Here is a 17,105-nt window from a genome sequence, read left to right on the forward strand (position 1 = left end):
GCCGACATTCGGGCAGCTGCCGGCGGCGGCAGCGGCCACGGGCGCCGTCGGCGCGCCGTAGAGTCAGCGCCGTGGTCAAGTCCGCGAACGCCCCCACCGGCACCCAGGCGATCGAACGTGCGTTGACCGTGCTCGGCGTGCTGGCCGAGCACGCCGAGTTGTCGACCGGAGAGCTCGCCGAGCGCACCGGCCTGACCGCCGGAACGGCCAGCCGGATCGCGAAGGCGCTTCTGGTCGAGGGCATGGTGCTGAGGGACCCGGACACGGAGCGCTATCACCTGGGGCCCCGGGCGGTCGTGCTGGGACGCGCCGCAGAGCGCGTGCTGGGCATCGACAAGGCGATGCAGCCGTTGCACCGTCTGGCCGAGAGCTCCCACGAGTCGGTGAACCTCGCCGCGCGGGACGGTGTCGAGTCCGTGGTGCTCGCCCGCGTCCAGTCCACGCTGCCGCTGCGCTTCGTGCAGCACGTGGGTGCGCGATTCCCGCTCTACAGCACCGCGTCCGGCAAGGCAATGCTGGCGTTCGGCGACTCGACCACCGACTACCTGGCAGGCCTGCCGGGCCGGCTGCCTCCGGTCGGCCCGGGCACCCTCGCCACGCGCGCCCAGCTCGAGCGGCAACTGGAGCAGACCCACGAGCGGGGCTACTCGATCGACATCGAGGAGAACGTCGAGGGCGTGCGCTGCGTCGGGGCGCCGGTGCTCGACGGCGACGGCATCGCCCGTGCCGCGGTGGTGCTGCAGGCGCCCAGCGTGCGCATGCACAAGGACCGCATCGAGGAACTCGGCCCGGCCGTCGCGGCGACGGCCCGCGAGGTCTCTCGCGTCATACCCGATGCGAGCGTGCTGCGTTCGCAGGACTGACTGCCGCGCTCACTCGTCCTCGTCGACCATCCTCGACCAAGCCCGCCAGGCGCCGGTGTCGCCATCGTCGTGGGCCTGGGTGATCAGCAGTCGCCCGGTGTCGATGAGGTGTCGCCGCATGGACATGGCAGCCCGCGCCGGGTCGCCGTCCGCGATGGCGTCCACGAACGGTTCGTGCTCCTCCAGCACCTCCAGGTGGGTGCGCGATCGGCCGGCGGTGTTCGCCCCGATCAGCCGGGTGGTGTCGCGCAGCTCAGCGACCAACGCCACCAGCCGGGCGTTGCCCGAGCACTCCAGGATCGTGGCGTGCAGCAGCTCGTCGGCGCCACCGAAGCCCGCGTCGTCGCCGGCACTCGCGGCGGCCCGCATCTGCCGCAGCTGGCTGCGCAGTCCCCGCGCGACGGCCGTGCGACCGGCGCCGAGCCTGGCCGCACGCGCGGCGGCGTCGGGCTCCAGCGCGAGACGGAGCGCGAAGATCTCCGCGATGTCCTGTCCGGTCGGGAGCACCGCCCGGAACCCGCGCTGCGGGACGAACTCGATCAGTCCGGCATCGGCCAGGCGCAGCAGTCCCTCGCGCACCGGGCTGCGTGACATGCCGAGCTTCTCGGCCATCTCGGGCACCGAGTGGAAGATGCCGCGGCCGATCGTCCCGTCATACAGCCAGGCGCGCACCTGCGTCGCCGCGTCCTCCGCGAGAGTCATGGGTAACATGTTACCTATGTCGTTGATCTCCGCTTTGCGCTCGGCCGGCCTCTCCGCACGCGACGACGACACGACGCGCGCGATCTACAGTTCGGACGCCTCGCTCTACCGGGTGCCGCCGCTCGCCGTCGTCTTCCCCCGATCCTCGGACGAGGTGGCCACCGCGTATGGCGTCGCCCGGGACGCCGGTGTCCCGTTCACCATGCGTGGTGCGGGCACCTCGGTGGCGGGCAATGCGGTCGGTCCCGGGCTCGTGGTGGACACCTCGCGGCACCTGAACCGCATCCTGGAGATCGACCGCGAGGCACGGACCGCTCGCGTGCAGCCGGGCGTCATACAGGAGCAACTGCAGCGCGCCGCCGCGCCGCACGGGCTGCGCTTCGGGCCGGACCCGTCGACGTCGACCCGCTGCACCATCGGCGGGATGATCGGCAACAACGCGTGCGGCTCTCGCAGCCTCGGTTATGGAAGGACCGCCGACAATGTGCTCGCATTGCGCGGCTTCTTCGGGACGGCAACAGAATTCGACGTCGGGTCGCGTGTCGACGACGCCATACCGTGCGCTGAGGCGGACGCCCTGCGCCGACTGGGGCGCGACAACCTGGCGCACCTCCGCACGCAGTTCGGCCGGTTCGGCCGGCAGGTGTCCGGCTATTCGCTGGAGCATCTGCTGCCCGAGCGCGGAGCCGACGTCGCACGCTTCCTGGTCGGCTCCGAGGGCACTCTCGGCGTCGTGACCGAGGCAACCGTCCGGCTGGTGCCCGACCCGAAGCACCGGCGGATGGTCGCGCTGGGTTTCACCGACATCGTCGCGGCGGGCGCCGCTTCTCCGGCGGTGCTCGCGCATCGTCCGACCGCGTGTGAGGGCCTGGATGCACGCCTCACCGACGTGGTCCGCACCCGGCGAGGGGACACCGCCGTGCCCGACCTGCCACGCGGCGGCGCGTGGTTGTTCGTGGAGATCAGCGGTGATGAGCTGCCCGAGGTCGATGCGCGGGCCGATGCGCTGGCCGCGGACTCCTCGCTCGGTGCGATCGATGCGCGCGTCGTGCGTTCAGCCGCGGAAACCGCTGCCCTGTGGCGCATCCGGGCCGACGGGGCGGGGCTGGCGGGACGGTCACCCGCCGGAGAGCCTGCGTGGCCGGGCTGGGAGGACGCCGCGGTGCCCCCGGACCGACTGGGCGACTACCTGCGCGATTTCGACGAGTTGGTCACGGCACACGGGCTCACGTCCGCGCCGTTCGGCCACTTCGGCGACGGGTGCATGCACGTGCGGCTGGATCTGCCGCTGCAGCGTCCGGACGCACCACAGGTGGTGCGCTCCTTCATGACCGACGCCGCCGAGCTGGTCGGCCGCTACGGTGGTTCGCTGTCCGGCGAGCACGGTGACGGCCGCGCCCGCAGTGAGCTCCTCCCGCACATGTACGACGCAACGTCCCTCGATCTCTTCGCGGCGGTCAAACGCATCTGCGATCCCGAGAACCGTCTGGCGCCAGGGGTGCTCGTCGATCCGGCACCGATCGATGCCGATCTGCGCTTTCCGGCGCAGAGTTGGCCAAGCCCACGTCGGTCGAGTGCCCGGAGGAGCGCAGCGGGGGAGGGTGTATCGAGACCAGAGGGCCTCGCGCTCGCCTGGGCGTCCGACAACGGCGACTTCGGGCAGTCGGTCCACCGCTGCACCGGTGTCGGCAAGTGCCGGGCTGACAACACCGGCTCGGGTGGGGTCATGTGCCCGTCGTACCACGCGACCAAGGAGGAGAAGGACTCCACGCGCGGCCGCGCACGGGCGCTGCAGGAGATGATCAACGGCTCTGTGGTGCAACGTGACTGGCGTGCACCGGCGGTACACGAAGCACTCGATCTCTGCCTGTCGTGCAAGGGTTGCCTGTCGGACTGCCCGACCGGTGTGGACATGGCGTCGATGAAGTCGGAGGTGCTGCATCAGGCGTACGCCGGCCGTCGCCGGCCGATCTCGCACTACACGCTCGGCCGGTTGCCGCAGTGGCTGAGGCTGGCGCGGCGGACGCCACGGCTCGCGCGGATGGCGATGCGCTTCGGCGACAAGGCGGGTATGGCGAAGCGTCTCGGCGGCGTCGACCCGCGCCGTTCGATCCCGGTGATCGCAGCGACGTCCTTCGCGCAGTGGGCCGTCACCCACGGCCTGCGTCCCTATGAGCCCGGCGCTCTCGACCGGCCGGCACTGCTGTGGGTGGACACCTTCACCGACGAGTTCACGCCGGAGATCGGCACGGCGATGGTGCACGTCCTGCGCGCCGCCGGATATCAGCCGGTGCTGCCGCCGCGCGCTACCTGCTGCGGGCTGACACTCATCTCCACCGGTCAGCTGGACGCCGCGAAACGCACTCTCACCACACTGGTTTCGGCGCTCGCCCCGGCGGCGGCAGATGGCGTGCCGATCGTCGGAGTGGAACCGTCGTGCACCGCCGTGCTGCGCCACGATCTGCTGGCACTGCTACCGGGCGATGCACGCGCCGCCCAGGTCGCCGGGTCCACCGTCACGCTCGCCGAGCTGCTGACCCGCACCACTGACTGGAGTGCGCCGGATCTCACCGGCACGCGGGTGATCGCCCAACCGCACTGTCACCACCACGCCGTGATGTCCTGGACCGCCGACGAGCGACTGCTGACGGCAGCGGGTGCGGAGGTTGTCCGCATCGGTGGATGTTGCGGCTTAGCAGGCAATTTCGGCGTCGAGCAGGGTCATTACGAGGTCTCGCTCGCGGTGGCGGAGAGCCACCTGCTGCCGGCGGTGCGGGACGCAGGCCCGGACGACGTCATCCTGGCCGACGGTTTCTCGTGTCGCACGCAACTGCAGGACTTGGCGGGGACTTCCGCCATACATTTGGCGCAGTTGCTGGCCGGTGCTCTGCCCGCCGTGCGGTAGGCCGCACTGCTGACATACCCGATGCGTTGACTACGGCGTGCTCACCAAGCGCTGCGCACCCGGTGCGATGGATCGCAATGGGGCCGGCAGCTGGTGCGGTTTTCGCACCAACTGCCGGCCCTCAACGTCTCGGAGCGGGTAGCTAGCCCCAGACCAGCGCCTTCGCCGGGTCCTCCAGCAACGCGGCGATGTCGGCCAGGAAGCGCGACCCGAGGTCGCCGTCGATCAGTCGGTGGTCGAACGACAGGCCGAGCTGCGTCACCTGGCGCGGCACGATCTGGTCGACGCCGTGCTCGTCGGTCACCACCCACGGCATCTTGCGGACCTGGCCGAAGCACAGGATCGCCGACTCACCGGGGTTGATGATCGGAGTGCCGGTGTCGACACCGAAGACGCCCACGTTGGTGATGGTGATCGTGCCGCCGGACATGTCGGGCGGCGGCGTGCGCCCCTCCCGGGCGGTCCCGACCAGCGCACCGAGCGCTTCGCCCAGCTCTCGCATCGACATCCGGTCGGCGTCCTTGATGTTCGGGACCACGAGGCCGCGCGGCGTCGCCGCGGCGATGCCCAGGTTGACGTAGTGCTTGACGACGATCTCCTGCGCCGCCTCGTCCCAGGTCGCGTTGACCTCCGGATTGCGTTTGATCGCAACGCACAACGCCTTGGCGAGGACCAGCAGCGGCGTGACCTTCAGGTCGCGGAAGTCGCGGTCGGACTTCAGCCGCTCGACCAGCTCCATGGTGCGGGTCATGTCGATCGTCACGAACTCGGTGACGTGCGGCGCCGTGAACGCCGACCCGACCATCGCCTGCGCGGTCATCTTGCGCACGCCCTTGACCGGGATGCGGGTCTCGCGTGCACCGTCGTATGGCGCGGCAACCGCCGGCGCGGACGCAGTGGCCCCGCCGCCGGACAGGAACGCCTCCACATCGGCGCGGCTGATGACGCCGTCCGCACGGCTGGGCTGGACCTGTGACAGGTCGACACCGTTGTCCTTGGCGAACTTCCGCACCGGGGGCTTGGCCAACGCCTTGCCGCCCTTCGCGGCCGGCGCGGGAGCGGCTCCGCCGGGGCGGGACCGGGTCGGAGCCGGCGCATCCTCGCGCGGCACCGGCGCGCTCGGCACGGCGTCGGTCGCGACGTGCTTGTGCAGGTCCGGTGCGGGCAACGGGTCGCCCTGACTGCCTGGTCCTTGCACACCCTCGAACGCCCGCCGGGCACGACGCTTCGTCGCGCCTTCGACGGCGCCATACCCGACGAGATTGGCGACGCGTTCGCCCGAGTCGTCGCCGGAGTCATCGGCCGCCGCGGCCGGTGCGGCCGCAGCGGGTGCTTCGTCCTCGGCACCGACGACATCGACGCTCACGATCGGCGCACCGACCTCGACGGTGGCACCCTCGCTGACCAACAGCTCGACGACCTTGCCCTCCCACGGGATCGGCAACTCCACCAGGGATTTCGCGGTCTCGATCTCGACCACGATGTCGTTGACCTTGACCTGGTCGCCCGGCTTGATCTTCCAGGTGACGATGTCGGCCTCGACCAGACCCTCGCCGGGGTCGGGCAGCTTGAACTGCTTCACGCCCATGAAAAGTATTCTCCTCGTGCAAGTTTCAAAGTATGGCGGCTCGGGTCTCGATACACCCTCCCCCGCTTCGCTCCTCCGGGCACTCGACCAGCGAGCAGGCCGCGGCCGGCGAGTTGCATCAGAAGCTGAGCGCTTGGTCGACGCTGTCGAGGATCCGGTCCAGGTCGGGCAGGAAGTCCTCCTCGTAGCGGGACGGCGGATAGGGGATGTTGTAACCGCCGACCCGCATGACCGGTGCTTCCAACGAGTAGAAGCACTCGCGCTGTACCTGCGCGGCGAGCTCGGCGCCCATGCCGAGGAAGGTCGACGCCTCGTGCACCACGACGCACCGACCGGTCTTGCGAACCGATGCGAAGATCGTCTCGGTGTCCAGCGGCGACAGCGACCGCAGATCGATGACCTCCAGCGACTTGCCCTCGCCCTGCGCCGCGCCCGCGGCGTCGAGGCAGGTCTTGACCATCGGCCCGTAGGCCAGCAGCGTCGCGTCCTCACCTGCGCGGGCCACGCGGGCGCTGTGCAGCGGCAGCGGTGCACCGGCCGCCTCGTCCAGCTCGACCTCGGCCCGCTCGTGATAGCGGCGCTTCGGCTCGTAGAACATCACCGGGTCGTCGGAGGCGATCGCCTGCTGGATCATCCAGTAGGCGTCGGCCGGGTCGGCACAGCTGACCGTCCGCAGGCCCGCGGTGTGGGCGAAGTAGGCCTCGTTGGACTCCGTGTGGTGCTCGACGGCGCCGATGCCACCGCCGAACGGGACGCGGATGACCAGGGGCAGCTTCAGGTGCCCGAGCGACCGCGCGTGCATCTTGGCGACCTGGCTGATGATCTGGTCGAACGCCGGATAGATGAACCCGTCGAACTGGATCTCGACCACCGGGCGGTAGCCGCGCAGCGCCAGGCCGATCGCGGTGCCGACGATGCCGGACTCGGCCAGCGGGGTGTCGATGACGCGGTCCTCGCCGAAGTCCTTCTGCAGCCCCTCGGTGATCCGGAAGACGCCGCCGAGCTTGCCGACGTCCTCGCCCATGAGCACGACCTTGGGGTCGTCCTCCATGGCCTTGCGCATGCCGGCGTTCAATCCCTTGGCGAGGGAGAGCTTCTGAGCAGCCATCAGTGACCACCCTCCGATCCGGCGAAGGACTCTTGGTAGGCGATGAACTCCGCCTTCTCCCGCTCGACCACGGGATGCGGGTCGACGTAGATGTCGTCGAACATCGCCGGCTTCGGCGGGTTGGGCATCTCCTGGCAAGCCTTGCGGATCCGAGCCGCCAGCTCGTCGGCCTCCTTGTCGACGGCGTCGAAGAACTCTTCGTCGGCGTGGCCCTTGGTCGACAGGAAGCCGCGCATGCGGGCGATCGGGTCCTTCTCGCGCCAGATGTCCACCTCGGCGGCGATGCGGTATTTGGTCGGGTCGTCCGACGTGGTGTGCGCACCCATGCGGTAGGTGAACGCCTCGATCAGGGTCGGGCCCTGACCGGCACGAGCGGCGTCCATCGCGGCCTTCGTCACGGCATACACGGCCAGCACGTCGTTGCCGTCGACCCGCACGCCCGGGAAGCCGAAGCCGCGTGCGCGCTGGTATGGCGGAATGCGGAACTGCTTGTAGTTGGGCTCACTGATGGCCCACTGGTTGTTCTGGACGAAGAACACCATCGGGGCATTCGCGACGCCGGCGAAGACCAGCGCCTCGTTGAAGTCGCCCTGCGCGGTGCCCCCGTCACCGGTGAACGCCATGACGGCGGTGTCGCGGTCGAGGTCCGCGGTGCCCACCGCACCGTCGCGCTGTACCCCCATGGCATAACCGGTCGCGTGCAGCATCTGGTTGCCGATGACGATCGTGTAGAGGTGGAAGTTGTTGGCGTTGCTGTCCCAGCCGCCGTGGTTGACGCCGCGGAAGAGACCCAGCAGGTTCTCCGGCGGGACGTCGCGGCACCAGGCGACGCCGTGCTCGCGGTAACCGGGGAAGGCGTAGTCCTGTGGGCGCATCGCGCGCCCGGCGCCGACCTGCGCGGCTTCCTGGCCGAGCAGGGACGGCCACAGGCCGAGCTCCCCCTGCCGCTGCAGCGCGTGCCCCTCGGCGTCGATCCGGCGCACCAGCACCAGATCGCGGTACATCGAGCGACCGTCCTCCGGGGTCAGGTCCTCCACGATCTGCGCATAGTCGGCGTTCGCGTCGCTGGTCGGCAGACGATTGCCGTCGCCATCGACGAACTGCACCATGTCGGGGCCGCCATCGGTGATGTCGTGCTCCATCGGACCTGTCACCACCGTCTCGTGATGTCTCACGGGGCCCGGCGTCACCGGCGCCGAATCCATTGCATCGTCAGGCATGGGTTCTCCTTCTCGGGCGGCCGCGGGCCGGGTGTGCCGCGACGTGTCGTGCGCCTGCGCCGGGGTCACCGGGCGGGCGCTGGGCCGTGTCGCCATACGTTCGGAATCGGTGTCCATCGGGTATGACGCGGCTCACATTGCCTTACGCGGGAAGGTTACCCGCGACGGTCCCGCGCGCCGAATCCGGAGGGCTACCGATGAGTAACCACGTCGGCCGAGTAGGAGCTGGACCAGCGTGCCGCCACTTCGAGCAGTCGATCGGTGGCCTCGACCTCGCCGACGCTGCAGCGCACGCCGTCACCGGCGAACGGCCGGACCACCACACCGGCGGCCTCCGCTGCCGCCGCGAAGTCCAGGGCCTTGTCGCCGAGCGGCAGCCAGACGAAGTTGGCCTGCGTGTCGGGGACGGGGTAACCCAGGTCCCGCAGCCCGATCAGCAGCCGGTCGCGCTCGGCGACCAGCGCCTGGACCCGCTCGTCGAGTTCGTCGTATGCCGCCAGACTTGCGATCGCGGCCTGCTGCGCCACGTGCGAGACACCGAACGGCACCGCCGCGGTGCGCAGCGCCGATGCGACCTGCTCGTGGGCGATGCAGTAGCCGACGCGCAGTCCGGCCAGCCCGTAGGCCTTCGAAAAGGTGCGCAGCACAGCGACATTCGGGCGCGAGCGCCATACGGACAGGGCGTCCGCGGCGTCGGTGTCGTGGTTGAACTCCAAGTAGGCCTCGTCGAGCACGACGAGCACGTCGGACGGCACCCGCTCCAGGAACTCCTCCAGCTCCCCGGCGTGCACCGCCGGACCGGTCGGGTTGTTGGGGCTGCAGACGATGACCAGGCGGGTGCGATCGGTGATCGCGTCGGCCATCGCGGACAGGTCGTGTCGTGCCTCACCGTCCAGCGGCACCTGCACGCCGGTCGCACCGGACAGCCCCACGACGATCGGGTAGGCCTCGAAGGACCGCCAGGCGTAGACGACCTCGTCGCCGGCCTCGCAGGTGATCTGCAGCAGCGTGCCGAGCAGCCCGACACTGCCGGTCCCGGTCGCCACCTCGTCAGCCTGCACGTCGAAGTGCTTCGCGATCGCCTCCCGCAGCTCGACGGTGCCCATGTCGGGGTAGCGGTTCATCGTCTGCATGGCGTCCTGCACCACCTGCAGCACGGACGGCAGTGGCGGATAAGGGTTCTCGTTGCTGCTGATCTTGTATGTCGTGCGCCCGGGCTGCTCGGCTGCCGGCTTGCCCGCGACGTAACGGGGGATGAACTCGAGGGTCGCTCGCAGTCGGACGGTCCCCGGTGTGGCGTCAGTCATACTTCCGCAGCTTAGGACCCCGCGGCAGGCGCGTTCGCGGCGGTCGCGAGCGTCATACGTGACAAGCTGGACCCATGAAGAACTTCCTGGTCAAGACCGGTATCAACGCTGTCGCGCTGTGGATCGCCGCGATCGTCGTGCCAGGCATCACGCTGGCTCAGGACAGCAAGTCGACGAGTTCCAAGGTGCTGACGATCATCGTCGTCGCCATCGTCTTCGGCGTCATCAACGCGATCGTGAAGCCGATCGCGCACTTCCTGTCGTTCCCGCTCATCTTCCTGACGCTGGGGTTGTTCACCTTCGTGGTGAACGCCTTCATGCTGCAGATCCTGTCGTGGCTGTCCGACAGCCTGGGGCTGTCCTTCCACATCGACGACTTCTTCTGGGCGGCGATCCTCGGCGCGCTCGTGGTGTCGTTCGTCAGCATGCTGATCAACATGCTGTTGCCGGACGAGCTCGAGGCCCGCTGAGTCCTCACCAGGACGGCGGGCGGCCGTCCTCGAGATAGACGGTGCCGGCTCCGGCATCCAGGGCGGCGAGCGCGCGCTCGGCGGCACGGACCGTGTAATCGGCTGCGTGCTCGGCGAGTTCGGACAGGTCGCACCAGTGCACGGCCCGGATCTCCCGTGCCTCCAGCTGTATGGCGGACAGCTGCTCCGCCGGCACGGTGACTTCGAAGAGGAACAACGTCGCGTCGTCCCAGCCACGCCAGGCCGGCAGCCAACTGACGGCGGCCAGCGAATGCACCCGGGCGGTCACTCCGAGCTCTTCGTGCAGTTCGCGCACGACCGCGGACGCAGGCGACTCCATCGGATCGACAACGCCTCCGGGCAGGTCCCAGGGCTTCTTGTAGACCAGCTCGCACACCAGCAGCCGGCCGGATTCGTCACGGACGAGCGCCTGGGCGATGGTGCGCTTGGTCGGCAGCGAGGTGTTGAGCCATGCGGTGAACGCGTCGCGGGTGCCCGGCTCGGGGTCGCTCGCGAGTCGGCCGAGGACGATCGCGTCGGCACCGTCGCGGAACTCGCGCAGCACCCCTTCGGTGCGCAGGCCCGCTTGCGCTGCCGTGCGGAGCGCGGACCGGTTGGTGCGGGCGACATACGCCTCGACCCGGCGCAGCCCGAGATGGGTGAAGCCGTGCGCGATCACGGCTCGCAACGCAGCTGCCGCGAGACCGCGCCCCCGGGATCCGGGCCGGAGTTGCCACGCCAATTGGCCTGCGCCGTCTCGATGCTCGGGCAGTCGCAACGCCACCAGCCCGGCGAAAGCGTCCGCGTCGTCGATGGCGAATGCGTGCACACCGTCGTCGCCCACCCAGCCGGGCACGCCGTGCTCGAGCGGCGGGACGTCGCCGGAGACCAGCCGGCGCAGCTCGCGTCCGTCGCCCAGGATCGGTGCATGGTGCGGCGCCTGCGTCATACCCCCACCCTTGCAGAGTCGTCGCCGCACCAGAAAGGGCTGTGCCCCCGCACGCCGTATGGCGCGTGGGGGCACAGCTCCTGTCGTGTTGATGACCGCGATCAGCCGGTGACCGGGAGGGTGGTGGTCGTCGGCGTCGGCGTCGGCGGCTCCGTGCTGGGAGGCGCCGTCGTCGGCGGCGTCGACGTCGGCGGGTTGGTCGTCGTCGAGCTCGGCGGCGGGGTGGTCGTCGACGTGGAGGTCGGCGGGGTGGTGGTCGTCGACGTGGCCGGCGGCGGCGTCGTAGCCGCCGCGCAGTCGGCGCCGGTCAGCGCGACGTACGTCCCAGGCGAAAGGCTCGGCATGGAGATGTAGGCCCCGACCAGGTGCCCACCCACGGTCTTCGACGCGAACGAGACGGTGCCCACTGCGTTCGAATTGGTGAATGTCGCGAGCGACACCGAGCCCCCGGTGTGGACGCCTGCGGCACCGCCACCGGAGACCAGCACGCTCGGCTTGCCGGCCACACACGTGGTGGTCACCGTCACGGCGGCACCGCCCGCAGCCGACCGGAAGGTCGCCGGACCGGCAGCCACGGCACTGGCAGAGGCTGCGCCCGCGAACTCCACGCCGTACGGATCTGAGTAGGTGCCCGTTTTCCAACCTTGGGACTGGCCGCTCGTCGGGTCACTCCACGCGACGCCATAGAACGAATTGCGAGGTGCGGCAGAGCTGGTGCCGCCGGTCATGATCAGCCCCGAAGCAGCAGCGACACCTGCCACCAATGAAGCCCCGAACAACGCAGTGTTGCGTCTCATGGTCTTGCTCCCCTTCACTTCAGTTGTCGAAAAGTACGTCTGCCGGCGGCGCGGATCGGTGCCGGGCACCAGCCCACGCCGCCGGATCGAGCTGTGGATCTCGGCCGAACGTCACTTACCGAAGGACGTCAGGAAGCTGCCGCTGGGCTCGCCCAGACCGGTCACGTTGTCCCAGCCGGTCGCCACGCGCAGCGAGTCGGACGGCTGCGCCAGGCCCTCGAGCACGTAGTGGCCGTTCTTGAGTTGACCGAAGACCATGCCGTACTTGCCGGCGGTCGTCGCCTTGACGTCGGTGAGGTTGGAGGTCCCCCGCAGCTTGTAGAAGTAGGGCGCGGCGTTGACGACCTTGCGACCGGTCAGCGCCTTGGACGACGCCACCAGGGCGGCGACCAGCGGCGAGGACTGGCTGGTGCCGCCGCTCGTCGTGCCGGTCGCGCCATCGAAGGTGAGCACGATGCCGGTTGCCGGGTCGGCGACGGCACTGACGTCCGGGATCGTCCGCTTGGTCGTCGACCCCTTGACCACACCCTTCTGCCACGCCGGCTGGGCGTAGTCACGGCTCACGCCACCACCCGCACCGACCGAGTTGCCGAAGTAGGGGTAGCGAGTGATGCCGGCGGTGCTGGTCGCCTTGGGCTGGTCCCAGAGGCTGGTCGACCAGCCGACGGTGAACTGCCGGGTGCCCGCCTTGTTGAGCGCTACGGCGGTGCCGCCCACCGCGGTGAAGAACGGCGAGGTGGCCGGGTAGCTCGGCTCCTTGGCGCGGGTCGGCGTGACGTCGCCCTCCTGGATGCTTCCGTCACCCATGTCGCCACTGCTCGCGAACAGGCTGATGCCGGTCAGCGAGGCGCGCGCAGCGATGCGGTCGAACTGTTGCTTGAAGCTCTTGCTCTGACCGGACTCGTCACCACCCCATGACATCGAGATGGTGCTCACCTTGTGCTGGGTGACTGCCTTGTTGAAGATGCTCAGCAGCGCTGCGTCGGTGCTGTCGGAGGCACCGTAGTAGGTGATCGACGACTTCGGCGAGATGTAGTGCGAGGTCTGCACGTCCATGTCCTGCTCGCCGTAGTCGGGCTTCAGGCAGGCGCTGTCCTTCGCCTTGCTCTCCGGAGCCGACTGGTCGGAGTAGCTGGTCAGCGTCGGGTAGTCGAACGCCGACGAGACCGCGTTGGCCTTGGACTTCGCTGCCTTGTCGGAGCACCAGAGCAGGATGCCGATGTTGGCCTTGGCCGTGGACGCCTTGCCGGCGTTGTAGAGCTTCACGGTCTGTTGCGGGCTGTAGCCGCACATCATGTTGGAGGTGCTCGGGAATTTCAGCGCCGTCACCGCGGAGTACTGGGCCCAGTAAGCCGAGCACTTGTTCGAGGGCGTCGCCGCAGCGGCAGCCTTGCCGCCCGGCAGGGCGCGCCTGTTCGAGAACGGCGACTCGGTGTGCTGCGCCGAACGCACCGAGCTCAGCGGACGCCGGGTGCCGAGCGTGTCCAGCGGGCCGGTGTGTCGGCTGCTGACCGTGGTGAGGCCGGCGACGTTGACGACGCCGAGTGACTTGGGCACCAACGGGTCGGTGTTCGGCGCGAAGCCGGTGTCGGAGCCGAGGGCGACCCGCTGCATCTTGAGCGAGAACGCCTTGTTGACGGTGCGGACCGGCGCGGTGACGGTCACCAGACCGGTGACCGCGTCCTTGGCGGTGACCTTGAGGCCCTCGCTCTTGGCCCAGTCCGCGACCTTCTGCAGCGACGCTGGGGATGCGCCGAAGAGCTGCTTGTACTGCGCCGGTGAGATGACAGCGCCGTTGGCCAGCATGCGGTTCATCAGCGCCTGGTTCCGCAGCGGGACGGCGATCGACAGGTCGATGTCGGCGCTGGTGGATGCGGCACTCAGAGTGCGCAGGTTGCCGTGGTCGGGCAGTGCGGCGCGACCGGAGTTGGTCAATCGCACCTTGTCGCTGCCCTTGCCGGCGGCGTGCGCCATGGTGGCACCCGTGCCCGCCATTGCGATGGCCGTTGTCAGCGCGACGGCTCCTGTCGCGATGTGACGACGCTTCATCAAACTTCCTCCCAATAGTTGAATTTCAAGCTTGATCCATGCCTGTGGATGGGGGGTCCGGACGGGGATCGGGGTGTGGCGCGGGCAACACAGTACCCAATATCACCATGCGGTGTAACCAGTTGCCGGACCGGTCGTCCGGGGTGCTCGAACCGCGAGATGGCGGGCTCAGACGGCGATGTCGACGGGCGTGCCGGTCGGCAGTTTCGCGAACATCTGCAGAGCCGCATCGGGGACCCGGATACAGCCGTGGGAGACCTTCCCTTCGCGGCCCGCCGCGGTCGGCCAGCCGTGGACGGCCACCGTGCCCGGGCCCCCGCCATACGAGTCCAGCGTCGCGGAGTGTGCACCGAGTGCGTAGATCACCGGTGAGAAGGACTGGTGGGGGTCGACGAAGCCGCTGAGCAGGAACGTCTCGCCGACCGGGGTGGGTGTCGACGGCTTTCCCTGTCCGATAGTCCAGGTTCCGCGGGACTTGCCGTCATACGTGACGGTGATGGTGCCCTTGGACAGCGACACCTGCACCGCCCATTGGGTTCTCGCGCGCTCGAGGCCTGCCGCCGGCACCCACGCCGTGGCACCGTTCGGGCGAGACGGCAGCCGCACCTGCGCCCAACCCCGCTCGGTCCGCAGCACCGGCAGCCAGGTCGTCGTGCCGATCTGCGACTTGGGGATCAGTGTGATCGGCTCCTTCCCCGGCTGCGCAAAGCCGGGCATCGGCTTGGCGATCTCGATCGCCAGGCCGCCACTGCCGGTGGTCAGGTCGATCGGCGCATCGACGACCTTGCCGTCGGTGTCGGCCACCGGCAGCTTGTCGAGCACCGACTGCGGCACGTGCGGCACCGGTATGTCGGACTGGCCCGGCGATCGGGCGGCGCCGGCGGATCCGACCGGTGATGACGACGCGGCCGTCGTGACGGCCGCCGGCTTGTCGTCGCCGCCGCCGAACAATGTGATCCCGCCGAAGACTGCGAGCGCCACTACGAGAAATCCGACGGTGACGCCGATCACCGACGTCCCGACCTGGCGCAGTGAAGATCCTGCGGTCCTACGGTGCTTACCTGGTTCGGTCACGACGTGTGCTCTCTGTCCCGCGAAGAGCGGTGCGACGCCCGACGCCGTCGCACCGCGAGGAGGTGCCTGCCCTCCTGAACTTCACGCATTCTGCACGGACGAACGGGATTCGCCGAATCAGCGGCCGAAGCCGGTCAGGAAGCCCTGGCCGGTCGGCTCGCCCACACCGGTGATGTCGTCCCAGGCCTTGGCAACGGTGAGCGAGTCGGGCTTGTCACCGACACCGACGATCACCTGGTCGCCGTTGTCCCATGTGCCGAACCAGGCGCCATACGTGCCGGTCGGGCCGGTGACATCGCGGATCGCACTGCTGCCCGCCAGCTTGTAGAAGTAGGGTGCGGCGTTGCCGACCTGCCGTTTCGTGATCGACTTGGAGACGCCCACCATGGCGGCGACCAGCGGCGTCGCCTGGCTGGTGCCGCCGCCGATGCTGATCTCCGCCGTCGAGGGTCCGTAGGCGATCGCCAGACCGGTGACCGGGTCGGCGAGCGCCGCCACGTCCGGCATCGCGCGCTTGGTCGTGGTGCCGGTGACCTTGCCCCTCTGCCAGGCGGGTTGGGCGAACTTGGCACTCACCCCGCCGCCCGCGCCGATGCTGTTGTGTCCGCCGTACACCCGCTTGATGCCGGTGAGGTTGCCGGCGTTGGGCTGGTCCCAGTAGCGACTGGCCCAGCCGAGCGTGAAGCCGCGACCGCCCGAGGAGGTGAGGCCGACGGCGGTGCCGCCCACTGCGGTCACGAACGGCGACGAGGCCGGGAACGCCACCGTCCGGGCGCCGACGTCCGGATCGGTGCTGTAGTCGCCACTGTCCATGCTGCAGACGATGACCGAGATGCCGGTCAGGGCGGCCTGGGCGGCGACCCGGTTGAACTGTGAGAGGTCACTCGCGTCCTGGAACTTCTCCGGGGCGCCGAACGACATCGACACCGTGGTGACCTTGTGCTCCGCGACCGCCTTGGCGAGCATCGCCGTGGTGTCGACGAAGTAGCAACTCGCGGCGCCGTAGTAGCGGATCGCCGCCTTCGGGGCGATGTCGTGGGTCGATTGGACGTCGAGGTTCTGCTCGCTGGAGCCGTCCTCACAGTCGACCATTCGCGCATTGGGCTTGGCCACCAGCTTGGAATACTTCGTCAGCTTCGGGTAGCCGTATGCGCCGGACAGCACATTGGCGTTGGTCAAGGCGTTCGGGTCGTCGCCCCACAACAAGATTCCGAGGCTGGGCGTGGCGTTCGCGGCGCCGGACATGCCGTAGATCTTGACGGCCTGCTGCGGGGACAGCGGGCACTGGTAGTTGGACATCTTGGCGTACTTGTGTGCCGTGACCGCGAGGTTCTGCCCCCAGTATTTCGAGCAGTACTGGTTGTTCGCGGCCGCGGCGGTCTGCTGGCTGCCGAGCGTATGGCGCGCCACCGGCTCGCGCCGAACCTGCAGCTGCTGCTGGGGCCGGACGGCGCTGCGCCCCAGCGTGCTCAGACCGGAGACGCCGCTGATCCCGAGACTCGCCGGCACAGCGGGAGCGTTGTCCGGGACGATGCCGGTGCGCCCCTCGGCGTGTGCTGTGCGCAGGGTGATGCGGAAGGCCTTGTTGATGGCGGCGGCCGTACCGGTGACCTGCACCGCACCGGACGTCGCGTCGGTGGCGGTCACCCGCAACCCGTGATCCGTCGCCCATGCAGCAACCTTGCGCAGATCCGCCGGCGACGCGGCGAAGAGCCGGTCGTACTGCTGGGGCGAGATGACCGCGCCCTTGCGCAGCAGATCCTGCCGGATGCGCTCGTTGCGCAACGGCACCTGCAACGACAGGTGCATCAGGGTGTGCGAGGCGACGGCGCCGCGGTCGACCAGCTTGTCGTGCACCGCAATCGACGCACGACCCGAATTCGTCAGGCGCACAGTGCGATCCGCGGCCCGAGCCGGGCCGGTGGTGGCCGTGACGGTCATGCCCACCGCCGCCGTCAGGGCGACGGCACCTGCAGCGATCTGCCGAGTCTTCATGGGGGTCCTCCCTGTACGGGCACTGCTGGAAATGCGTCGACCGAGACGGAGGCTCCCTGGGCCACCGATCGACGTTCC

13 protein-coding genes are annotated in these 17,105 nt (G+C 69.3%); 4 read left to right on the plus strand and 9 right to left on the minus strand.

The features are described from left to right. Positions 1 to 71: 71 nt before the first annotated feature. On the plus strand, positions 72 to 863 hold the full coding sequence (locus ACTHL4_RS07740) for an IclR family transcriptional regulator (RefSeq protein WP_440282170.1): 792 nt from the start codon (positions 72 to 74) through the stop codon (positions 861 to 863). A 9-nt stretch (positions 864 to 872) separates the two neighbouring features. On the opposite strand, the gene ACTHL4_RS07745 is transcribed toward ACTHL4_RS07740, so the two are convergent. Continuing rightward, positions 873 to 1,565: a GntR family transcriptional regulator gene (locus ACTHL4_RS07745; RefSeq protein ID WP_440282171.1), complete on the minus strand. Its 693-nt coding sequence runs from the start codon at positions 1,563 to 1,565 to the stop codon at positions 873 to 875. Between the two features lie 16 nt (positions 1,566 to 1,581). On the opposite strand from ACTHL4_RS07745, the gene ACTHL4_RS07750 reads away from it, so the two are divergent. Next, a complete protein-coding gene (locus tag ACTHL4_RS07750; protein ID WP_440282172.1) occupies positions 1,582 to 4,470 on the plus strand; it encodes an FAD-binding and (Fe-S)-binding domain-containing protein in 2,889 nt (962 codons plus the stop codon). A 142-nt stretch (positions 4,471 to 4,612) separates the two neighbouring features. Here the strand turns inward: ACTHL4_RS07750 and ACTHL4_RS07755 are convergent, their stop codons facing one another. From ACTHL4_RS07755 to hisC, 4 genes are all read right to left on the minus strand, one after another. Continuing rightward, entirely contained in the window at positions 4,613 to 6,058 is a 1,446-nt protein-coding gene (locus tag ACTHL4_RS07755; RefSeq protein WP_440282173.1) for a dihydrolipoamide acetyltransferase family protein, read from the minus strand. A 118-nt stretch (positions 6,059 to 6,176) separates the two neighbouring features. Then, complete coding sequence (locus tag ACTHL4_RS07760; RefSeq protein ID WP_440282174.1) at positions 6,177 to 7,166, minus strand: alpha-ketoacid dehydrogenase subunit beta; 990 nt, start codon at positions 7,164 to 7,166, stop codon at positions 6,177 to 6,179. Further along, the gene (pdhA, locus tag ACTHL4_RS07765) at positions 7,166 to 8,386 is read right to left on the minus strand and encodes a pyruvate dehydrogenase (acetyl-transferring) E1 component subunit alpha (protein WP_440282175.1); all 1,221 of its coding nucleotides are present in this window, start codon (positions 8,384 to 8,386) and stop codon (positions 7,166 to 7,168) included. The genes ACTHL4_RS07760 and pdhA overlap by 1 nt, the downstream gene beginning before the upstream one ends. 191 nt (positions 8,387 to 8,577) lie before the next feature. Further along, positions 8,578 to 9,693, minus strand: a complete 1,116-nt coding sequence (gene hisC / locus ACTHL4_RS07770; RefSeq protein WP_440282176.1) for a histidinol-phosphate transaminase — start codon at positions 9,691 to 9,693, stop codon at positions 8,578 to 8,580. Between the two features lie 74 nt (positions 9,694 to 9,767). On the opposite strand from hisC, the gene ACTHL4_RS07775 reads away from it, so the two are divergent. Beyond that, the gene (locus ACTHL4_RS07775; protein ID WP_440282177.1) at positions 9,768 to 10,163 is read left to right on the plus strand and encodes a phage holin family protein; all 396 of its coding nucleotides are present in this window, start codon (positions 9,768 to 9,770) and stop codon (positions 10,161 to 10,163) included. A gap of 4 nt (positions 10,164 to 10,167) precedes the next feature. Here the strand turns inward: ACTHL4_RS07775 and ACTHL4_RS07780 are convergent, their stop codons facing one another. Beyond that, complete coding sequence (locus ACTHL4_RS07780) at positions 10,168 to 11,112, minus strand: NUDIX hydrolase (RefSeq protein ID WP_440282178.1); 945 nt, start codon at positions 11,110 to 11,112, stop codon at positions 10,168 to 10,170. 108 nt (positions 11,113 to 11,220) lie between these two features. Between ACTHL4_RS07780 and ACTHL4_RS07785 the strand changes: the two genes are divergently transcribed. Further along, positions 11,221 to 11,466, plus strand: coding sequence for a hypothetical protein (locus ACTHL4_RS07785; protein ID WP_440282179.1), 246 nt, complete (start codon positions 11,221 to 11,223; stop codon positions 11,464 to 11,466). Between the two features lie 554 nt (positions 11,467 to 12,020). Here ACTHL4_RS07785 and ACTHL4_RS07790 read toward each other — a convergent pair. From ACTHL4_RS07790 to ACTHL4_RS07800, 3 genes are all read right to left on the minus strand, one after another. After that, positions 12,021 to 13,958 (minus strand): S53 family peptidase, encoded by a 1,938-nt coding sequence (locus tag ACTHL4_RS07790; protein WP_440282180.1) that lies wholly within the window; start codon positions 13,956 to 13,958, stop codon positions 12,021 to 12,023. Positions 13,959 to 14,126: 168 nt separating this feature from the next. Beyond that, a complete protein-coding gene (locus ACTHL4_RS07795) occupies positions 14,127 to 14,939 on the minus strand; it encodes a L,D-transpeptidase (protein ID WP_440282181.1) in 813 nt (270 codons plus the stop codon). Positions 14,940 to 15,149: 210 nt separating this feature from the next. Then, positions 15,150 to 17,027 carry a S53 family peptidase gene (locus ACTHL4_RS07800; protein ID WP_440282182.1) on the minus strand — a complete coding sequence of 626 codons (1,878 nt, stop codon included), beginning with the start codon at positions 17,025 to 17,027 and terminating at the stop codon, positions 15,150 to 15,152. Positions 17,028 to 17,105 lie beyond the last annotated feature (78 nt).

Origin of the sequence: Flexivirga sp., assembly GCF_051955415.1 — a bacterium.
In the GTDB taxonomy this organism is placed as follows: domain Bacteria; phylum Actinomycetota; class Actinomycetes; order Actinomycetales; family Dermatophilaceae; genus Flexivirga.